Below are 17,705 nucleotides of genomic sequence, written 5' to 3' on the forward strand. Positions count from 1 at the left end.
CCCGACCGACGATCCGCAAGAGGGCTCCATGAGCGAATATGATCTCGTCATCCGCGGTGGCACCGTCGTCACCGCGTCCGATACGCTGCGTGCCGATGTCGGCATCCGCGACGGCCGCATCATCGCCGTCGCCGAAAAGCTCGATGATGCCGACCGCATCATCGACGCCACTGGCCTGCTGGTCATGCCGGGCGGCATCGACAGCCATGTCCATCTGGCGCAGCCGGCCTTCGGCGGCCCGGCCATGGCCGATGGCTTCGAGAGCGGCACCCGCTCGGCGATCGCCGGCGGCAACACGACGGTGATCCCGTTCGCGCTGCAGCCGCGCGGCGCGTCGCTGCGCACCAGCGTCGTCGACTATCACAAGGAAGCCGACGGCAAGTCCTACTGCGACTACGGTTTCCACCTGATCATCTCGGACCCGAGCCCGAGCGTGCTCGGCCAGGAACTGCCTTCGCTGGTCGATGACGGATACTCGTCGTTCAAGGTCTTCATGACCTATGACGACCTGGTGTTGAACGACCGGCAGCTGCTGGAGGTGTTCGACTGCGCCCGCGGCTGCGGCGCGCTCGTCATGGTCCATTGCGAAGGCTATGACGCCATCCGCTTCATGGCCGAGCGCCTCGAGGCCGCCGGCAAGACGGCGCCCTACTACCACGCCGTGTCGCGGCCGCAATCGGTCGAGCGCGAGGCGACCCACCGCGCCATCAGCCATGCCGAGCTGACCGACGTCCCGATCATGGTCGTGCATGTCTCCGGTCGCGAGCCGATGGAGCAGATCCGCTGGGCCCAGCACAAGGGCCTCAAGATCTACGCCGAGACCTGCCCGCAATATGTCGCCCTCACGGCGGACGACCTGAAGGGCCTCAACATGGACGAGAGCGGCGGCAAATATGTCTGCTCGCCGCCGCCGCGCGACCATGCCAGCTGGGACGCGATCTGGGAGGGCATCCGCACCGGCGTGTTCCAGACCTTCTCGTCCGACCACTGCCCGTTCTTCTACGAAGGCGAGATGGGCAAGCTCAATCCGAAGGCGCGCACCTCGTTCCGCTGGGTGCCGAACGGAATTCCGGGCGTCGAGACGCGGCTGCAGATCCTCTACCAGAAGGGCGTCGTCGAGGGGCGGATCACCGTCAACGAATTCGTCGCGCTGACCTCGACCAACCACGCCAAGATCTACGGCCTCTATCCGAAGAAGGGCTCGATCGCGCCCGGCTTCGACGCCGACATCGTGCTGTGGGATCCGAACCGCAAGGAGACGATCCGCCAGGAGCTGATGCATCACGGCGCCGACTACACGCCCTATGAGGGGCTGGAGGTTACCGGCTGGCCGGTAATGACCGTGCTGCGCGGCAAGGTCGTGATGCAGGACGGCGAGGTCCTCGGCGAGCCCGGCGATGGCGGCTTCCTCAAGCGCTCGCTTTCGCCCTACGCTGTGCCGAACGGCGCACCCGCCCTGTAAGGATTGGAATTCTCATGACGCAGCCAATCGCCATCATCACCGGCGCCGGCATCGGCATCGGCCGGGCCACCGCCTTCACCTTCGCCCGCGCCGGCTATCATGTCGTGGTGACCGACGTTCTGGAAGCCGAAGGCAGTGCTGTTGCCGAAGGCATCCGCGCGGAAGGCGGCAGCGCCGAGTTCCAGTTTCTCGACGTCACCTCGACCGAGCGCACGGATGCGCTGGTCGCCGATGTCGAGGCGCGCTTCGGCCAGATCGACGCGATCATCGCCAATGCCGGTATCGCCAAGAAGGTGCCGCTCGCCGATCTCTCCGACGAGCAATGGGACCGCACGCTCGACGTCGACCTGAAGGGCGTGCTGCGCATCATCCGCGCCGCCGCCCCCGGTATGCGCCGCCGCAAGTCCGGCGCCATCGTCGCGCTGTCCTCGATCATGGGCGTTGCCTATGGCTGGGACGAGCACGTCCACTATTCCGCTGCCAAGTCCGGCGTGGTCGGGCTGGTGCGCGGCCTCGGCGTCGAGCTTGCCCCGGACGGCGTCCGCGTCAACGGCATCGCGCCCGGCTATATCCGCACGGCGCAGGCGCTGTCGAAGGAGCATTCGCTTGGGCCCGAAGGGCTGGAGCAGGCGGCGTCCTTCATCCCGATGGGCCGTGTCGGCGAGCCGGAGGACATCGCCGACGTCATCCTCTTCCTCGCCTCGCCGGGCTCGCGCTATATCACCGGCCAGGTGATCGTCGTCGATGGCGGCCTGCTCGTCGGCCGCTACTGACGGCGCATTCCGCCTCCATTCCAAACCCGAGCCGCGCGCCGACCTCGTTCCGGCGGCGGCTCCCGCGTCTCCGCGGAAAGGGAACCCATGCCCAAGATCGCCCTGATCACCACCGGCGGCACCATCGCCTCCCGCCTTGACGCCGACGGCCGGGACGTCGTCGCGAGCGTCACCGGCGCGGCGCTGCGCGAGACGCTGCACGATCCGCTGGACGGGATCGAGATCACCGTCGACGAGTTCAGCAATATCGGCAGCTATGCGATCGACCTGCCGCTTGCCTTTGATCTCGCCAAGCGCATCGCCGAGCATCTCGCCAATCCGGCCTGCGACGGCGTCGTCGTCACCCATGGCACCGATACGATGGAGGAGAGCGCCTGGATGGCCGATCTCCTTGTTGCCAGCGACAAGCCGGTGGTGTTCACCGGCGCGCAAAGAAGCGCCGACGAGCCTGACACGGACGGCCCGCGCAATATCGCCGAGGCGATCCGTATCGCCGCGAGCCCGGCGGCGCGCGGCCTCGGCGTCGTCATCGTCTTCGAGCAGGATTTTCACGCTGCCCGCGACGTCACCAAGACCCATACCTCGCGCGTCGACACCTTCCGCTCCGGCGAGCATGGCAAGCTCGGCGAGGTCGATGGCGATCGCGTCCTCGTCCATCGCAAACCGCTATTGCGCAAGACCTATGCGCCCGGTCGCGTCGAGACGGATGTCGAGCTGATCAAGATGGTGATGGGCGCTTCCGATCGCGCCATCCGCTTCGCCGCGGCGAGCGGCGCCAGGGCGATCGTGCTGGAAGGGTTCGGTCGCGGCAACGCGCCGCCGGCGGTCACCCGCGCGGTCGAGGAACTGGCCGCGAGCGGGCTTCCCGTCATCGTCACCTCGCGCTGCCCGGAAGGCCGGGTCAAGCCGGTCTATGGCAATGGCGGCGGCAAGGACCTGGAGCGGGCGGGGGCGATCTTCGCCGGCGACCTCACCGGCATCAAGTCGCGCATCCTCGCCTCGGTGCTGCTTGGACTGGGCCTCGACAGGGAAGCGATGCGGACGGAATTCGAGGTGCTTGGCGGGTAGGGGTGGCTTCGTTGAAGGGTGGTCGAGGCTCCGCTCACCTCTCCCTGAGGGAGAGGTCGGACCGCAGGTCCGGGTGAGGGTTTACGGCCCCTCCGGATGATTCCCTAACCCCTCACCCGCCGGCTTCGCCGTCGACCTCTCCCCATGGGAGAGGTGAGGGTGGAGCGCGATCCAGGAGTATGCCAGCCCGTCCTCAGGCGCTCTTCGCCAGGCCGCCCAACAGCGGCGACAGGCCGTTGAACGCGCGGAAGGAGCGCTCCACCAAAGCCGGGTCCAGCCCCTTGGCGATCACCACGAGATGCGTGCCGTTGACGCCCGCCGGCCAGTGGTCGAGATGCATCGGCTTGTGGATCAGGTGCTGCACGCCCTGGATGACGACCGGGCTGTCATTGCCCTCGATATCGAGCAGGCCCTTCAGTCGCAATATCTCGCCGCCATGGCGGTTGAGCAGCATCGACAGCCAGAGCCCGAAGCGCGCCCAGGAGAGCGGCGCGTCTCCCTTCAGCACGAAGGCGCGGATGTCACCATGTCGGTTGATATCATGCTCATGCGCTTGGTGGTGCGAATGACCGTGATCATGGCCGTGATGATGGTGGTGGCCGTGAGCATCGAGCGCTCGCGTCTCGGCCTTGAGCCAGCGGGCGACCTCCGCGCCACGCGCGGAACTGTCGTGGATGTCGCGCATGAACAGCGCGTCGTCTGGCTGCATCGTCTCGTCGAGTTCGAGGATCTCCGCAGCCGGGTTCAGCGCCTCGAGCCGCGCGCGCAGGCGGGCCGTGTCCTCGGCCGGCGAAATATCGCTCTTGGAGACGATGATCCGGTCGGCGACGGCGACCTGGCGCTGCGATTCCACGAAGCCATCGAGATTGCTCTGCCCGTTCGGCACGTCGACGACGGTGACGATGTTGCCGACGCGAAAGTGGTGGCGCAGCATCGGGTCGGCCGAAAGGGTGGCGACGATCGGCGCGGGATCGGCAATGCCGGTCGTCTCGATGGCGATGCGCGAAAAGCGAGGAATCTCGCCGTTCCGGCTGCGCTCGAACAGCGACAGCAGCGCATCCTTCAGATCCGTGCGGATGTTGCAGCAGATGCAGCCGCTTTTCAAAAGCACGATGTCGTCGTCGATCGCCTCGACGAGGAGATGATCCAGCCCGACTTCGCCGAACTCGTTGATGATGACCGCCGTGCCGGAAAGCGAGGGGAGGGCGAGCAGGCGCTTCAGCAGCGACGTCTTGCCGGCGCCGAGAAAGCCGGTCAGCACATTGGCGGTGATCCGGCTGTCGCCATCGTCCGGGGCGGTCATGGCGAAACTCCCTCCATCCGGTCGAGGATGGCCGGGTCGAGCGGGTCGAAGGTCCGGCCGGTGAGCTTTTCCGCCTCCGGCCAGATGGCGCCGAAATGATCGATGATGGCGGTCTTGCCGTTGCGGGCGCGCAGCGTGAAGCGGCCGGCCCATTCGTCGAGCGTCAGGCCATAGGGCTTCAGGATCTGGTTGGCGATGCGGGCGCGCGCCTGCCGCTCGGCCGCCGGCGTCAGTCCGGTCGCCGTCGCCGCGCTGCCGCCGGTCCAGTGGTCACTGCCGCCAAAGGCGCCGCACAATCCGCACATCGTCTCGTCCTTCAGGCTGGGGGGCGCGGCGGCGATCCGAAAACCGTCGCCGCGCCAAAAACTTGATCAGGACTGCGGCCGCGCCGTGCCGCTCTTCGGGAAGCGCTTGGCGAAGTCCTCGGCGATGGTCTCCATCGTCACGAACTTCACGCCCTCAAAACCCTTCATGTACTCGAACAGGCGCTCATGCATCTTCAGGACATGCGGCTTGCCCGAGACGTCCGGATGGATTGTCAGCGGGAAGACGGCGTAGTCATAGTTCTCGTAGACCCAGTCGAACTGGTCCTTCCACATCTGCTCGATATCGCGCGGATTGACGAAGCCGTGGCTGTTCGGCGAGGCCTTGATGAACATCATCGGCGGCAGGTCGTCGAGATACCAGGAGGCAGGGATCTCGATCAGGTCGGTCTCTTCGCCCTGCACATAGGGCTTCATCCAGGTCGAGGGATGCTTCGAATAGTCGATCTTGGTCCATTCGTCGCCGACCGTCACGTAATAGGGGTGATGGTCGTTGTGCATCAGCGAGTGGTCGTACTTGATGCCCTTCTGCTTCAGGAGTTCGTTGGTCTTGGAGCCGAATTCCCACCACGGCGCGACGTAGCCGCGCGGCGGCTTGCCGGAGAGCTTGGTGATCAGCTCGACGCACTTGTCGAAGATCGCCTCTTCCTGCTCGGGCGTCATGGCGATCGGGTTTTCATGGCTGTAGCCGTGCATGCCGATCTCGTGGCCGGCGTCGGCGACGGCCTTCATCTCGGTCCAGAAGCTCTCGATCGAGTGGCCGGGAATGAACCAGGTGGTCTGGATGCCCCACTTCTCGAACATGCGGAGCAGGCGGGCGCTGCCGACATGGCCGGCAAAGGCGCCGCGCGAGATATCGCAGGGGCTGTCCTCGCCGCCATAGGAGCCGAGCCAGCCGGCCACGGCGTCGACGTCGATCCCGTAGGATACGAAGATCTCTTTCGGCATGTCGTTCCTTTCCGCTTGTCGGGGCGGCGCGCGCCCGCTTTCAGACCAGTTCAACGATGGAGATGCCGACGCGGTGAGCCGTCCGGCTCAGATGGCGTCGCATATAGTAGCCCGCGCCTTCCGGGTCGTTCATCACGAACGCCTCGATGACGCGTTCGTGCTCGGCGACGGGATCCCAGAGCTTCTCGCGGGTGATCGGCAGCTTGGTGCTCTCGATCAGCACCTTGGCGAAGCTGTGATGGATGTCGCAAAGCAGGCGGTTGCGCGAGAAGCGCATGATCATGGCGTGAAATTCGAAATCGACCCTGGCGAACGCCTCGACATCGAAGGTCTGCGCCGCCGAGCGAAACGCCTGCAGATTGTCCTTGAGCAGGTTGATCTCGGGCGCGGTAAGCGTCATCGCCGCCAGCTGCGCCGCCTGGCTCTCGGCGATGTAGCGCACCTGGTAGACCTCGGCCGGGCTGTAGCGGGCGGAAAAGCGCCACGACATCGCCGAGCCGGATTCCGCCACCGCGCTCGGGTCGCGCACGAAGGTGCCGCGCCCAGGCTCGATCGACACCAGCCCGACGGTCGCCAGGATCGACAGCGCCTCGCGCAAGGTCGCGCGGCTGACATTCAGTTCGCGCGCCAGCTGGCGCTGCGGCATCAGCGCTTCGCCGACGGCGAATTCACCGGCTTCGATCATCCTGCGCAGGCGCTCGACCGCCGTCTGGGCGACGGTCGCGACCGAACCGGCGCTGTCTTCGGCCGGAGCTCCGGTCTGACCGGAGGCGAGGGGAGTGTCCTGGGATTGCTCAGTCATGGGCGCGTTTTGGTCGATTTCAGCGGTCTTGCCGTCTGGAGCGATCATTGCAGCTTCGGATTGGTCCGACCAGACTTTCCTTTGTGCATCCGCCTGTGCAGTTGCCGCGATTGACGGCACGGTCAAGGGGCGCGCCAAGTCCGCCCGCGCGTGGCCGGACATGCCGCAGGGCGGCCGGATCGATCCATTTCGCGAGGTAAGTCATTGCTGCGGGAGAGCCCTCGGCGTCACGTCATTCTCAGGCCAATACGGCAAGAGAAATACTCTACCGATCTTGTCGGGTTTAAATTGACAGCCGCCTTGGCGCTCTCCTACGCCTGCTCGCAGGAGGTCCGCGACGCCATCGCGAGCCCCGGAACGCGCAGTCAACAGGACATTCCCATGAGCTCTTCCACTGTCGCCCCTTCGAGCGGTGCCCGTTTCTATGCGCTGCGGCTGAAGCCCGGCCAGGACGTCGCGCTCGAACTGCGCAAGTTCGTCGACGACAACGGCCTGAAGGCGGTCAGCATCGTCACCGTCGTCGGCAGCCTGACCAAGGCGTCGCTGCGCTTCGCCAATACCGGCGTCTGGGTCGAGCGCGAGGGCCATTTCGAGATCGTCTCGCTGGTCGGCACCGTCGACGCCAAGGGCGACCATCTGCATATCGCGCTTTCCGACCGGCACGGTGTTACCACCGGCGCGCATTTCGGCCCCGGCTCCTCGGTCTACACCACCGCCGAGATCGTGCTGGCCGAGCTGACCGATCTCGACTTCACCCGCGAGCCCTGTGCGCTCTCCGGCTACGAGGAACTGATCGTCAAGCCGCGCGGCTGAACCGCATTGAACGGGATCGGGCGATCGGGCGCCGGTCCCACCACCAAGCTGGGGGCTATCCAACCATGTCGACCCAAACGGCCAATACCGCGAGCCTGATCAGCACGCGCGTCCTCGTCCTGATCGCGGCGGCGATCGTCATCAACATCGTCGGCGGCCAGATCAACGACGCGCTGCGGCTGCCGATCTTCCTCGATTCGATCGGCACGGTGCTGGTCGCCGTGCTGGCCGGGCCGATCGCCGGCGGCCTCGCCGGTCTTCTCACCAACCTGATCTGGGGGCTTCTGACCAATCCCGTCGCCGCCGCCTTCGCGCCGGTGGCGCTGGTGATCGGCGTCGTCGCCGGCGTGCTCGCCCGCCTCGGCTGGTTCCGCACGATCTGGCAGGCGGCGATCTCGGGCGTCGTCATCGCCTTCTTCCTGACCCTCGTCGCCGTGCCGATCCAGGTCTACCTGTTCGGCGGCGTCACCGGCGCCGGGTCCGATTTCGCCGTCGCCTACCTGTCGCAGGTCGGCCAGTCGCTGTTCGGCTCCGTCGCGCTGACCGTGTTCGGCTCCAACATCATCGACAAGGTCGTCACCGCCCTGGTCGTCTGGCTGCTGGTCCGCCAGCTGCCGCAGCGCCTGGTTTCGGGCTATGAGTATCTGAAGTTCAGCCGCGCCTGATGGCTACAGGCGTTCTCTACAGCCCGGTGGAGTCGTGGCCCCACCGGGCCAATCCGCTGACCAAGCTCGCCGGCCTCGTCTGGATCGTCAGCCTGACCTTTGTCCTGTCGCCCGCCTGGGTCTGGGGACTGGTCGGGCTGATCCTGCTCTGGGCGTGGTCGCTCGGCATGGGGCGCGCAGTGCTGACGCGCTTCGCGGCGACGGCGTTGCCCTTCGTCGCCTCGATCTCGATCGTGCAGGCGCTCTTCATCGTCCATCCCGACGCGCGGCCGCTGATCGGCCCGCTGTCGATCAGCGATATCGGCCTCGCCCATGCGGCCTCGATTGGCGGCAGGGTCGCCGCCATCATCGCCGCCTCGCTGGTCTTCGTCGCCTCGACCCATCCGTCGCGGTTGCTGCGCGCCTTCGACGCCGCCGGCTGGCCGCCGGCGCTCGCCTATCTGTTTGCGAGCCCGCTCTTGATGATCGAGACCTTCGGCAGCCGCGCCAAGGCGATCCGCGACGCGCAGGCAACGCGTGGCCTGCGGCTGAAGGGCCGTTTCCTCGCTCGCTTCAAGAGCCTTCCCGCGCTGGTGGCGCCCCTGGTCACGACCGCGCTGATCGAGGCGGACGAACGCGCCCATGTGCTGGCCGGCCGCGGCTTCCGCGCGCACAACCGGCGGGCCACGCTGGAGCCGGTCGCCGAGGCGCCGTTCGAGCGTCCGCTTCGCCCGTTCCTCCTCGCGCTCGCCTTTCTCCAGATCGCAGTCCGCCTATGGCCCTGATTGAAATCCGGGGGCTTTCCGCCGCCTTCGGCGATGCCCCCGTCCTCGACCAGCTCGATCTCTCCGTCGAGGCAGGCGCGACGCTCGCCGTTCTGGGCGGCAACGGCTCCGGCAAGACGACACTCGCCCGCCATCTCTCCGGCTGGAGCGGCAGCGACGCGGTCAGGATCGACGGCAGGGCGCTCGCCGAACGCTCGATCGCCGAGCGCGCCAGCCTGATCCAGTATGTCGGCCAGGTGCCGGGCCGGCATCTCTCCGGCCGCGCCTTCAGCGTGCGCGACGAGATCGCCTTCGGCCCGGAAAACCTGCTGCTGCCGCGCGAGGAAATTGCCCGCCGCGTCGAGGCGGCGCTGGTGCGGACGCGGCTCGTCGCCCTTGCGGCGCGCGATCCGTTCACGCTTTCCGGCGGCGAGCAGCAACGGCTGGTGCTGGCGGCCGCGCTCGCGATGGAGCCGGAAATCCTCGTGCTCGACGAGCCCGTCTCCAATCTCGATCCCGAGGCGCGCGGCGAGGTGCTCGATATCCTCGCCGAACTGGCCGGGCGGGTGACTCTGGTCTGGCTCGACACCTCGCTGGCCCTGCTGCGCCGGCTCGGCGGAAGGCAAATGCGGCTGGAGGGCGGCAGGCTGCACGAGGTCGAACCCGGCGAGCTGGCGCCGGACGCCGGGAGCGTTGCGACCGAGGAAAGGCTCGCCGCGTTGCCGACGTTCCGCGCCGCTGCGACGGAGCCTGCGGCCGTGTCGCTCGGTGCTGCGGCGGCGCCAACGATTCTGGCTGTCGAGAACCTGTCCTTCGGCTATGCCGGCGCGCCGCGGCTTTTGGCCGATCTCAGCTTTCGCGTAGGTGCAGGGGAGGTTCTCGCCCTGATCGGTCCGAACGGCGCCGGCAAGAGCACGCTGCTGCGATTGATTAATGGATTGCTGAAGCCGGAAGGCGGCCGGATCGCCATCGACGGCCGCGACACGCGAAAACTGCGCGTCGACGAACTGGCGCAGCATGTCGGCACCGTGTTCCAGGAGCCGGAATACCAGATCTTCGAACCGACGGTCCGGCGCGAGGTCGAGTTCGGCCCGAGGCAGCTCGGTCTCGCCCGGGCCGAGATCGACAGCCGGCGCGACAGGGTTCTCGCCCGAACCGGGCTCGCCGCCGCGGCCGGGCGGCATCCGCTCGACCTGATCCATGCGCAGCAGCGCTTCGTCGCCATCGCCTCGGTGCTCGCCAACGCGCCGAAGCTGCTGCTGCTCGACGAGGCGCAGCGCGGGCTCGATGCCCTCCATACCGAAAGGCTGGAAACGATCCTGGCGGCGGAACGGGCAACCGGCACGGCGACGGTGATCATCAGCCACGATCTCGAATTCGTCGCCCGCAACGCCACCGCCATCCTCGATCTCGGCATCCGCTAGCTCGTCTGCGCCTTCACGAATGCGGGAGCCGGGCTGGCTCTCTCTTTCCTGTCACCCACATCAACGCCGATCCGCGCCGGATCGCGCGCTGGCCGCTCGCCTTTTCGTGGCTTCCGATACATATCAAGATAGTTTTCGATATATCTTGATTTACGATATATCGTGATCTATATCGGCAGTATGAAAAACAGACATATGGACGACGGCCATCACCGTCACTTCGCCGCCCACGAGGATTTCTCGGGGCATCGCCACTCTCACCCCCACTTCCATCCGCATTCGCATCACGAGCGTCCGGGCCGGCATGGTCGCGGCGGCGGGCGCCATGGCGGTGGCCGGCTCTTCGACTATGGCGAGCTCCGCCTGCTGCTGCTGGCGATGATCGCCGAGCGCCCCTGGCACGGCTACGAGCTGATCAAGGCGATCGAGGAGCGCTTCGGCGGCACCTATTCGCCCAGCCCCGGCGTCATCTATCCGACGCTCGCCTGGCTCGACGACATGGGCTATGCGGCGATCGAGCCGGTCGAGGCCGGCCGCAAGCGCTATCGCATCACCGCCGAGGGCGAGGCCTTTCTCGCCGCCAACCGCGCCGCCGCCGATGAGCTTCTGGCTCGCGTCGGTCCGGCCGGCAGGCGGGAAGGCGGCGATGCGGTTCCCGCACCCATGGTTCGCGCCATGGAAAACCTCAAGCTCGCCCTTCGCCTTCGCATCCAGCGCGGCTCGATCGATGCCGCTGCCGCCGAAGCCATCGCCGCCGCCCTCGACGCGGCCGCCCAGACCGTGGAGCGCAGCTGATGACCAGCCCGAACCCGCAGACTTCCGTCGCCACCGTGGCGACGGAGCATGCGAGCCGCTACCTCCAGCAGCTCTGCAAGCATTTCGCTCACAAGCTGCCCGTCACCTTCGACGAGACGGCGGGGCTGATCGATTTCTCGATCGGCTCCTGCCGGCTCGCGGCCGCGGACGGCGTGCTGACCATGACGCTCACCGCGCCGGACGGCAGCGAGATGCCGCAATTGCAGGATGTCGTCGTGCGCCACCTTGTGCGCTTCGCCTTCCGCGAGGAACTGGCCATCGACTGGCGCCCCGCCTGAGGCGGGGACGCTCCTCCACCATCCACCGCCACGGAGACAATCGCATGGACGACCGGATCAGCCTGGTTCTCGACGCCTATCACGAGCGGATGGATGAGGAGCGGAACAGTCCGCGCGAGGAAGCGCCGGGCGGTCGCGATGGCGGCCAGGACCAGCGCATGCGCGCCGTCGGCCCGAACACCGGCCGGCTGCTCAACGTCCTCGCCCGCAGCCTCGAAGCGCCGACCATCCTCGAACTGGGGACGTCGTTCGGCTATTCCGGCATCTGGCTGGCAGAAGCGGCGCGGGCGACCGGCGGCCGGCTGATCACCATGGAGTTGCATGGCTACAAGTCGGCCTATGCCCGCGACATGGTGGAGAAGGCGGGCCTGGCCGGGCATGTCGACTTCCGCGTCGGTGACGCCGTGGCGATGATCGGCGACCTCGCCGGCAAGATCGATTTCGTGCTGGTCGACCTCTGGAAGGATCTCTATCTGCCCTGCCTCGAGGCCTTTTATCCGAAGCTCAATCCCGGCGCGATCGTCGTCGCCGACAACATGATCCGTCCCGGCAACGAGGATATTCGCCGCTATGGCCGCGCCGTCCGCGCTCTGCCCAGCATGACCAGCGTCCTGCTTCTGGTCGGCTCGGGCATCGAGGTCAGCCGCTACGAGCCGAACGGCGCCTACTGAGGCTCATTCCGCCTCGAAATCGCGGCGGGCCGCGCGGACGCTGGCGACGATATGACGTTGCACCTCGGCGACCCGGCGCAGCCGGTGCGTGTCGGGGTGCGAGATCAGCCAGTAATTGCGGGTGAAGCGGATTTCCGGCAGCAGCCGCTTCAGCTCCGGGAAGGGGCGGGCGGCATAGTCGTGCAGGATGCCGATGCCATGTCCCGCGCGCACCGCCTCCATCTGCCCCATCACGCTGCCGCATTCGAAGCGACGATGCATCAGCTGGCCGAGCCTGTCGGCATAGTCGAGCGCGCGGCTGTAGACGAAGTCCTCGACATGGGTGACGAACAGCCGGCCGGCGAGATCGGCCTCGCGCTCGATTGGTCCGGTCGCGGCGAGGTAGCTCTCCGAGGCATAGACGCTGAGCGTGTAGTCGGTCAGCTTCTGCACCAGCATGCGGCCCTGCTTGGGCCGGTCTAGCGTGATGACGATGTCGGCCTCGCGGCGGGACAGAGAGAAGGTCCGGGGCAGCGGCACCAGCTGGATGACGAGGTCGGGATAGCGCGCCGCCATGCCGCCGAGCGCGCCGGCGAGGAAATAATTGCCGAGCCCGTCCGGCGCGCCGACGCGCACCGCGCCGCTGATCGCCTCCGCCGTGCCGGAAAGCTCGGCCTCGAGCTGCAGGAACTCGGATTCGACCCGTTCTGCCGTCCCCAGCAGCGCCTCGCCGGCCGGCGTCAGCACGCAGCCATGCGTCTGTCGCTCGACCAGCTTGGTCGAAAGCTCCTCCTCCAGCGCCGTCAGCTGGCGGCCGACGGTGGCGTGGTTCAGCCCGAGCCGCTTGGCGGCGCCGGCCAGCTGGCCGGTGCGCGCGACGGCGAGGAAGATGCGGATGCGATCCCAATCCATGGCTGGACTATAATTTCCGCACATCGGAAGCGCAATTATCGCCGTTGCTGTGCAATTCTGCGAAGCCCATAAACCCGGCATCCGAACCGGCTTGTGGAGGGCGAAATGCCGAACCTGATTTCCCATTTCATCGGTGGCGGCCTGGTCGCCGGACAGAGCGGCCGTACGTCGCCCGTCTATAATCCGGCGACCGGCGAGCAGACCGGCCTCGTGCCGCTCGCCTCGACGGCCGAGGTACGCGAGGCGGTCGCCGCCGCTCGGCAGGCGCTGCCCGGCTGGGTCGCGACCACGCCGCTCCGCCGCGCCCGCATCTTGAACAAGTTCCTGCGCATTCTCGAAGAGCGCACCGACGAACTCGCGGCTGTCATCACCGCCGAGCACGGCAAGGTGCTTTCCGACGCCAAGGGCGAGATCCAGCGCGGCATGGAGGTGGTCGAGTTCGCCACCTCGGCGCCGCAGCTCCTGAAGGGCGAAGTCACCGAGAATGTCGGCACCCGCGTCGACAGCCACTCGCTGCGTCAGCCGCTCGGCATCGTCGCCGGCATCACGCCGTTCAACTTCCCGGCCATGGTGCCGATGTGGATGTTCCCGGTCGCGCTCGCCTGCGGCAACTGCTTCATCCTGAAGCCGTCGGAGCGCGACCCGTCCGCTTCGCTGCTGGTTGCCGCATGGCTGAAGGAAGCCGGCCTGCCGGATGGCGTCTTCAACGTCGTGCATGGCGACAAGGAAGCGGTCGACGCCATCCTGACCGACCCGGACATCGCCGCCGTCAGCTTCGTCGGCTCGACGCCGATCGCCCGCTACATCTATGAGACGGCGGCCCGCACCGGTAAGCGCTGCCAGGCTCTCGGCGGCGCCAAGAACCACATGATCATCATGCCGGACGCCGATCTGGACCAGGCGGTCGATGCGCTGATGGGTGCCGCCTATGGCTCGGCCGGCGAGCGCTGCATGGCGATCTCGGTCGCGGTGCCGATCGGCGAGAAGACGGCCGACGCGCTGATGGCCAAGCTGGAGCCGAAGGTGCGCGCGCTCAACATCGGCCCAGGCACCGATCCTGACGCCGAGATGGGCCCGCTGGTCACCTCCCAGCACCTCGCCAAGGTGCGCGGCTATGTCGATGCCGGCGTCGCCGAGGGCGCGACGCTGGTGGTCGACGGCCGTGACTTCAAGCGCCAGGGCTACGAGAACGGCTATTTCATCGGCGGGACGCTCTTCGACAACGTCACCACCGAGATGAAGATCTACAAGGAAGAGATCTTCGGCCCGGTGCTGGCCGTGGCCCGCGCGCCGGACTACGCGACCGCCGCGAAGTGGATCAACGAGCACGAGTTCGGCAACGGCACCGCCATCTTCACCCGCGACGGCGACGCTGCCCGCGAGTTCGCGCACCAGATCCAGGTCGGCATGATCGGCATCAACGTGCCGATCCCGGTGCCGATGGCGTTCCACTCCTTCGGCGGCTGGAAGGCGTCGCTGTTCGGCGACCATCACATGCACGGACCGGAAGGCGTGCGCTTCTATACGAAGCTCAAGACCATCACCAGCCGCTGGCCGACCGGCATCCGCGCCGGCGCCGACTTCGTCATGCCGACGATGCGCTGATTTCCAGAGACGCGAAACGCACGCGCCCGGCCGGGAATGGCCGGGCGCGTTTTCCATTTCTGGCGAGGGTGGTTCAGGCCATGCGGCCGATCTCGAAAAGGAACCAGCTGCGGCGCTCGGTTTCGTCGATCCAGACCTCGATCAGGCTGGTCGTCGCCACATCGTTGTGTTCCTCGGCGGTCGCGTGGGTCGAGCGCAGGAAGCCGACGAGATCGCGGTTGTCGCTGGCCAGTTCCGCGATCATGTCCTCGGGCGTGACGAATTCGGCGTCATTGTCGGGGATACGCTGCAGGCGGGCGATATGGCCGATCGAGCGGATCGTCGTGCCGCCGATCTTGCGGGCGCGCTCGGCGATGGCGTCGGTCATCGCGAAGATCTGGTCGCCCTGGTCGTCCAGCATCAGGTGATAGTCGCGGAAATGCGGCCCCGACATGTGCCAGTGGAAATTCTTGGTCTTGAGATAGAGCGCGAAGGTATCGGCTAGCAGGCCCGACAGGGCGGCCGAGATGTCCTTGGTGGCGTTTTCGCCGAGATCGGTCGGGGTGCGAAGGGCAGCGCGTGGGCTCATGGTGGATTTCCTCGTGGTTGAAGGATCGGTCAGGGGACGACGGGTTTCAGCGCGCCGGGGTGAGCGGGCTGGCTGGTGAGAGGAGGTGTCGGGATCTGGCTTCGGTCGTGGTCACGGAAGGCCGCCTGGGGATCGGTTCCTGATGAGCTGATCTAGCCACAGGGCCCGCTGCGGCAATATCGGCTGCATGTTTCGGTTGGCTCATACGTCGGTATAGGGCGACGGATACGGATCGCCGCGGCTAGTCTCCGCCATCGGGATCACGGCCGCGGCCGCGGGGCTCTCGCGTGCCGGCTTCGCGGATCGCGCCGATCTGATATGGCAATGCAGCATCAAGCGCCTGGGGGCCTCATGTCGCGTTATTCGCCGGTTGCTGCGATCCTCCTCGCCGCCGCGATCTTCCTGTTCGATACGCTGACGCAGTTCGACGTGGCGATCGCGGTTCTCTACGTCGCGGTCGTGCTGCTTTCGGTGAACTTCACCGGCCGGCGCGGCACGCTGGCGGTGGCGGCGATCTGCATCGGCCTCACTCTGCTCAGCTTCGGCGTCACGCACGGCACGGACATGAGTTCCGGCCCGGTGGCGCGCTGTCTCGTCAGCCTCGCGGCGATCGCCATCACCACCGGCCTGGCGCTGCGCCTTGCCGCCACCATCGCGATCACGGGCGAGAGCGAAAGGCGCTATCGCACCATCTTCCGGGCGACCGGTGTCGCCATTCTCGAAATGGATTTTTCGGCGCTGAAGGCGCGTCTCGAAGCCAGGCGGTCCGACGGCCTCGGCAGCATCGAGGAGATCGCCAGTCGCGATCCGGGCTTTGTTCGCGAGGCGCTCGGCCTGATGAAGCTGGTCAATGCCAACGACACCACCTTCTCGACCTTCAGGGTGCCCGATCTCGATATCTTCCGGGCGCGGCTGCCAAGCCTGATCCCCCGCGAGATGGAGCCTTCGATCCTGCTGCTGCTCGACGCAATTTGGCAGGGACGAAGCCATTTCGAAGCGGAAGGGATCATGGATGCCATCGACGGCAAGCGGCTCAACATCCTCTATACGGTGGCGATGCCCACCGATCGCAAGGCGCTCGACCTCGTGCTGGTCAGCATCATGGACGTCACCGCCCGCCGGGAGGCCGAGAACGGCCTGCATCAGGCGCAGAAGGAACTGGCGCATGTCTCCCGCGTCGCCACGCTCGGCGAGCTGACGGTGTCGATCGCGCATGAGGTCAACCAGCCGCTTGCCGGCGTCGTCACCAATGGCGAGGCCGGCCTGCGCTGGCTGAAGCGGCCGGAGCCGGATCTCGGCGAAGTCACCGCCTCGATCGAGCGCATGATCGCCGATGCGCGCCGCGCCAGCGAGGTCATCAAGCGGCTGCGCGCGCTGTCGAGCAAGGCGACGCCGCAGCCGACCTTGGTCGACATCAACGACCTCGTGCAGGATACGCTGACGCTGGTGCAGCGCGAGATAGCGTCCCAGCACGTGGCGCTGCGGCTCTCGCTTGCCGATGGACTCGGTCGCATTTCCGGCGACCGCGTGCAGTTGCAGCAGGTGATCATCAACCTGATCGTCAACGCCATCCAGGCCATGGGCGCGATGCCGGTGGGCGCGCGCCAGCTCGCCATCCTCTCCCGCGCCTCCGAGGACGGCATCGCGCTGGAGATCGCCGACAGCGGCCCGGGCTTCGCGCCGGCCGACGAGGCCCGGCTGTTCGCCGCCTTCTTCACGACGAAGCCGGAGGGCATGGGCATGGGCCTCTCGATCTGCCGCTCGATCGTCGAGGCCCATGGCGGACGGCTGCGCGCCAGCGCCCGGCCTTCCGGCGGCGCCAGCTTCGAATTCCACCTGCCAGCCGACAAGGAAGCCGCCTGATGCCCGAGATCGCCCCGCTGGTCTTCGTCGTCGATGACGACGCCTCGCTGCGCGAAGCGCTCGGCAGCCTGTTCCGCTCGGTCGGCATGCGGGTCGAACTGTTCGGCTCCTCAGCGGAGTTTCTGGCCCGCGGCCCGGTCGACAGCGAAAGCTGCCTCGTGCTCGACATACGGCTGCCCGGCGTCAGCGGCCTCGATTTCCAGAGCCAGCTTGCGAAGCTCGGCAACAACATCCCGATCGTCTTCATGACCGGCCATGGCGACGTGCCGATGTCGGTGCGGGCGATGAAGGCCGGCGCGCTCGACTTTCTGATCAAGCCGTTCCGCGACCAGGACATGCTCGACGCGGTTTCCGCCGCGCTTGCCAACGACCGCCTGCGGCGCGCCGGCGAGGCGCAGCTCGCCTCGCTGCGGGCCCGCTACGCCATGCTGACGGCGCGCGAGCGCGAGGTGTTGGCGCTGGTTACCACGGGGCTGATGAACAAGCAGGTGGCCGGACAGCTCGGCGTCAGCGAGATCACCGTCAAGATCCATCGCGGCCATGTCATGGAGAAGATGGCGGCGCGCTCGCTGGCCGAACTGGTCAAGATGTACCAGGCGCTGCAGCCCGGGCTCGAAATTCAGCCCGGCTAAACTCCAGTATGATTCCAATCCGGTGCGGCGCGGCGCATCAAGGAAAGCATGAACCGG

19 protein-coding genes are annotated in these 17,705 nt (G+C 67.0%); 13 read left to right on the forward strand and 6 right to left on the reverse strand.

All coding sequences use genetic code 11. The annotated features are described in order from the left end of the window. Nucleotides 1-28 precede the first annotated feature (28 nt). The 3 genes from hydA (at nt 29) to WFK98_RS02320 (ending at nt 3,303) form a co-directional block, all read left to right on the forward strand. Complete coding sequence (gene hydA / locus WFK98_RS02310) at nt 29-1,462, forward strand: dihydropyrimidinase (protein WP_336799147.1); 1,434 nt, start codon at nt 29-31, stop codon at nt 1,460-1,462. Between the two features lie 14 nt (nt 1,463-1,476). After that, nucleotides 1,477-2,235: an SDR family NAD(P)-dependent oxidoreductase gene (locus WFK98_RS02315; RefSeq protein WP_336799148.1), complete on the forward strand. Its 759-nt coding sequence runs from the start codon at nt 1,477-1,479 to the stop codon at nt 2,233-2,235. Nucleotides 2,236-2,322: 87 nt separating this feature from the next. Then, nucleotides 2,323-3,303 carry an asparaginase gene (locus tag WFK98_RS02320; RefSeq protein WP_266339219.1) on the forward strand — a complete coding sequence of 327 codons (981 nt, stop codon included), beginning with the start codon at nt 2,323-2,325 and terminating at the stop codon, nt 3,301-3,303. Nucleotides 3,304-3,496: 193 nt separating this feature from the next. Here WFK98_RS02320 and WFK98_RS02325 read toward each other — a convergent pair whose 3' ends face one another. The 4 genes from WFK98_RS02325 to WFK98_RS02340 all read right to left on the reverse strand — a co-directional run bounded on the left by WFK98_RS02325 (nt 3,497) and on the right by WFK98_RS02340 (nt 6,679). Further along, on the reverse strand, nt 3,497-4,606 hold the full coding sequence (locus WFK98_RS02325) for a CobW family GTP-binding protein (RefSeq protein WP_336799149.1): 1,110 nt from the start codon (nt 4,604-4,606) through the stop codon (nt 3,497-3,499). Further along, the gene (locus tag WFK98_RS02330) at nt 4,603-4,911 is read right to left on the reverse strand and encodes a hypothetical protein (RefSeq protein ID WP_266339221.1); all 309 of its coding nucleotides are present in this window, start codon (nt 4,909-4,911) and stop codon (nt 4,603-4,605) included. The genes WFK98_RS02325 and WFK98_RS02330 overlap by 4 nt, the downstream gene beginning before the upstream one ends. A 66-nt stretch (nt 4,912-4,977) precedes the next feature. Next, on the reverse strand, nt 4,978-5,877 hold the full coding sequence (locus tag WFK98_RS02335; RefSeq protein ID WP_266333464.1) for a polysaccharide deacetylase family protein: 900 nt from the start codon (nt 5,875-5,877) through the stop codon (nt 4,978-4,980). Between the two features lie 40 nt (nt 5,878-5,917). Continuing rightward, entirely contained in the window at nt 5,918-6,679 is a 762-nt protein-coding gene (locus WFK98_RS02340; protein WP_266339222.1) for a FadR/GntR family transcriptional regulator, read from the reverse strand. Between the two features lie 381 nt (nt 6,680-7,060). On the opposite strand from WFK98_RS02340, the gene WFK98_RS02345 reads away from it, so the two are divergent. The 7 genes from WFK98_RS02345 (at nt 7,061) to WFK98_RS02375 (ending at nt 12,089) form a co-directional block, all read left to right on the forward strand. Next, a complete protein-coding gene (locus WFK98_RS02345; RefSeq protein ID WP_336799150.1) occupies nt 7,061-7,492 on the forward strand; it encodes a PPC domain-containing DNA-binding protein in 432 nt (143 codons plus the stop codon). 65 nt (nt 7,493-7,557) lie between these two features. Next, the gene (locus tag WFK98_RS02350) at nt 7,558-8,157 is read left to right on the forward strand and encodes a hypothetical protein (protein WP_336799151.1); all 600 of its coding nucleotides are present in this window, start codon (nt 7,558-7,560) and stop codon (nt 8,155-8,157) included. Continuing rightward, nucleotides 8,157-8,921 carry an energy-coupling factor transporter transmembrane component T family protein gene (locus tag WFK98_RS02355; protein ID WP_336799152.1) on the forward strand — a complete coding sequence of 255 codons (765 nt, stop codon included), beginning with the start codon at nt 8,157-8,159 and terminating at the stop codon, nt 8,919-8,921. The genes WFK98_RS02350 and WFK98_RS02355 overlap by 1 nt, the downstream gene beginning before the upstream one ends. Next, nucleotides 8,912-10,324, forward strand: a complete 1,413-nt coding sequence (locus WFK98_RS02360) for an ABC transporter ATP-binding protein (RefSeq protein ID WP_336799153.1) — start codon at nt 8,912-8,914, stop codon at nt 10,322-10,324. The genes WFK98_RS02355 and WFK98_RS02360 overlap by 10 nt, the downstream gene beginning before the upstream one ends. 195 nt (nt 10,325-10,519) lie before the next feature. Beyond that, entirely contained in the window at nt 10,520-11,119 is a 600-nt protein-coding gene (locus WFK98_RS02365; RefSeq protein WP_266339227.1) for a PadR family transcriptional regulator, read from the forward strand. Then, the gene (locus WFK98_RS02370) at nt 11,119-11,418 is read left to right on the forward strand and encodes a DUF2218 domain-containing protein (RefSeq protein WP_336799154.1); all 300 of its coding nucleotides are present in this window, start codon (nt 11,119-11,121) and stop codon (nt 11,416-11,418) included. The genes WFK98_RS02365 and WFK98_RS02370 overlap by 1 nt, the downstream gene beginning before the upstream one ends. A 44-nt stretch (nt 11,419-11,462) precedes the next feature. Beyond that, nucleotides 11,463-12,089, forward strand: a complete 627-nt coding sequence (locus tag WFK98_RS02375; RefSeq protein WP_336799155.1) for an O-methyltransferase — start codon at nt 11,463-11,465, stop codon at nt 12,087-12,089. A gap of 3 nt (nt 12,090-12,092) precedes the next feature. On the opposite strand, the gene WFK98_RS02380 is transcribed toward WFK98_RS02375, so the two are convergent. Next, on the reverse strand, nt 12,093-12,980 hold the full coding sequence (locus WFK98_RS02380) for a LysR family transcriptional regulator (RefSeq protein ID WP_336799156.1): 888 nt from the start codon (nt 12,978-12,980) through the stop codon (nt 12,093-12,095). A gap of 105 nt (nt 12,981-13,085) precedes the next feature. Between WFK98_RS02380 and WFK98_RS02385 the strand changes: the two genes are divergently transcribed. After that, entirely contained in the window at nt 13,086-14,585 is a 1,500-nt protein-coding gene (locus WFK98_RS02385; RefSeq protein ID WP_336799157.1) for a CoA-acylating methylmalonate-semialdehyde dehydrogenase, read from the forward strand. A gap of 73 nt (nt 14,586-14,658) precedes the next feature. On the opposite strand, the gene WFK98_RS02390 is transcribed toward WFK98_RS02385, so the two are convergent. Beyond that, nucleotides 14,659-15,153 carry a Dps family protein gene (locus tag WFK98_RS02390; protein WP_336799158.1) on the reverse strand — a complete coding sequence of 165 codons (495 nt, stop codon included), beginning with the start codon at nt 15,151-15,153 and terminating at the stop codon, nt 14,659-14,661. Between the two features lie 351 nt (nt 15,154-15,504). Between WFK98_RS02390 and WFK98_RS02395 the strand changes: the two genes are divergently transcribed. Together WFK98_RS02395 and WFK98_RS02400 are read left to right on the forward strand one after the other, a co-directional pair. Then, nucleotides 15,505-17,016 (forward strand): sensor histidine kinase, encoded by a 1,512-nt coding sequence (locus WFK98_RS02395; protein WP_336799159.1) that lies wholly within the window; start codon nt 15,505-15,507, stop codon nt 17,014-17,016. Beyond that, a complete protein-coding gene (locus WFK98_RS02400) occupies nt 17,016-17,648 on the forward strand; it encodes a response regulator transcription factor (RefSeq protein ID WP_336799160.1) in 633 nt (210 codons plus the stop codon). The genes WFK98_RS02395 and WFK98_RS02400 overlap by 1 nt, the downstream gene beginning before the upstream one ends. Nucleotides 17,649-17,705: the final 57 nt, after the last annotated feature.

The organism is Kaistia sp. MMO-174 (genome assembly GCF_037147815.1).
In the GTDB taxonomy this organism is placed as follows: Bacteria; Pseudomonadota; Alphaproteobacteria; order Rhizobiales; family Kaistiaceae; genus Kaistia; species Kaistia nematophila.

Coding starts and splice junctions, on each gene's coding strand:
- WFK98_RS02385 (WP_336799157.1), top strand. CDS start 13,086: ATGCCGAACCTGATTTCCCATTTCATCGGTGGCGGCCTGGTCGCCGGA.
- WFK98_RS02350 (WP_336799151.1), top strand. CDS start 7,558: ATGTCGACCCAAACGGCCAATACCGCGAGCCTGATCAGCACGCGCGTC.
- WFK98_RS02390 (WP_336799158.1), bottom strand. CDS start 15,153: ATGAGCCCACGCGCTGCCCTTCGCACCCCGACCGATCTCGGCGAAAAC.
- WFK98_RS02340 (WP_266339222.1), bottom strand. CDS start 6,679: ATGACTGAGCAATCCCAGGACACTCCCCTCGCCTCCGGTCAGACCGGA.
- WFK98_RS02315 (WP_336799148.1), top strand. CDS start 1,477: ATGACGCAGCCAATCGCCATCATCACCGGCGCCGGCATCGGCATCGGC.
- WFK98_RS02380 (WP_336799156.1), bottom strand. CDS start 12,980: ATGGATTGGGATCGCATCCGCATCTTCCTCGCCGTCGCGCGCACCGGC.
- WFK98_RS02345 (WP_336799150.1), top strand. CDS start 7,061: ATGAGCTCTTCCACTGTCGCCCCTTCGAGCGGTGCCCGTTTCTATGCG.
- WFK98_RS02375 (WP_336799155.1), top strand. CDS start 11,463: ATGGACGACCGGATCAGCCTGGTTCTCGACGCCTATCACGAGCGGATG.
- WFK98_RS02360 (WP_336799153.1), top strand. CDS start 8,912: ATGGCCCTGATTGAAATCCGGGGGCTTTCCGCCGCCTTCGGCGATGCC.
- WFK98_RS02370 (WP_336799154.1), top strand. CDS start 11,119: ATGACCAGCCCGAACCCGCAGACTTCCGTCGCCACCGTGGCGACGGAG.
- WFK98_RS02335 (WP_266333464.1), bottom strand. CDS start 5,877: ATGCCGAAAGAGATCTTCGTATCCTACGGGATCGACGTCGACGCCGTG.
- WFK98_RS02395 (WP_336799159.1), top strand. CDS start 15,505: ATGTCGCGTTATTCGCCGGTTGCTGCGATCCTCCTCGCCGCCGCGATC.
- WFK98_RS02365 (WP_266339227.1), top strand. CDS start 10,520: ATGGACGACGGCCATCACCGTCACTTCGCCGCCCACGAGGATTTCTCG.
- WFK98_RS02330 (WP_266339221.1), bottom strand. CDS start 4,911: ATGTGCGGATTGTGCGGCGCCTTTGGCGGCAGTGACCACTGGACCGGC.
- WFK98_RS02355 (WP_336799152.1), top strand. CDS start 8,157: ATGGCTACAGGCGTTCTCTACAGCCCGGTGGAGTCGTGGCCCCACCGG.
- WFK98_RS02325 (WP_336799149.1), bottom strand. CDS start 4,606: ATGACCGCCCCGGACGATGGCGACAGCCGGATCACCGCCAATGTGCTG.
- WFK98_RS02320 (WP_266339219.1), top strand. CDS start 2,323: ATGCCCAAGATCGCCCTGATCACCACCGGCGGCACCATCGCCTCCCGC.
- WFK98_RS02400 (WP_336799160.1), top strand. CDS start 17,016: ATGCCCGAGATCGCCCCGCTGGTCTTCGTCGTCGATGACGACGCCTCG.
- hydA (WP_336799147.1), top strand. CDS start 29: ATGAGCGAATATGATCTCGTCATCCGCGGTGGCACCGTCGTCACCGCG.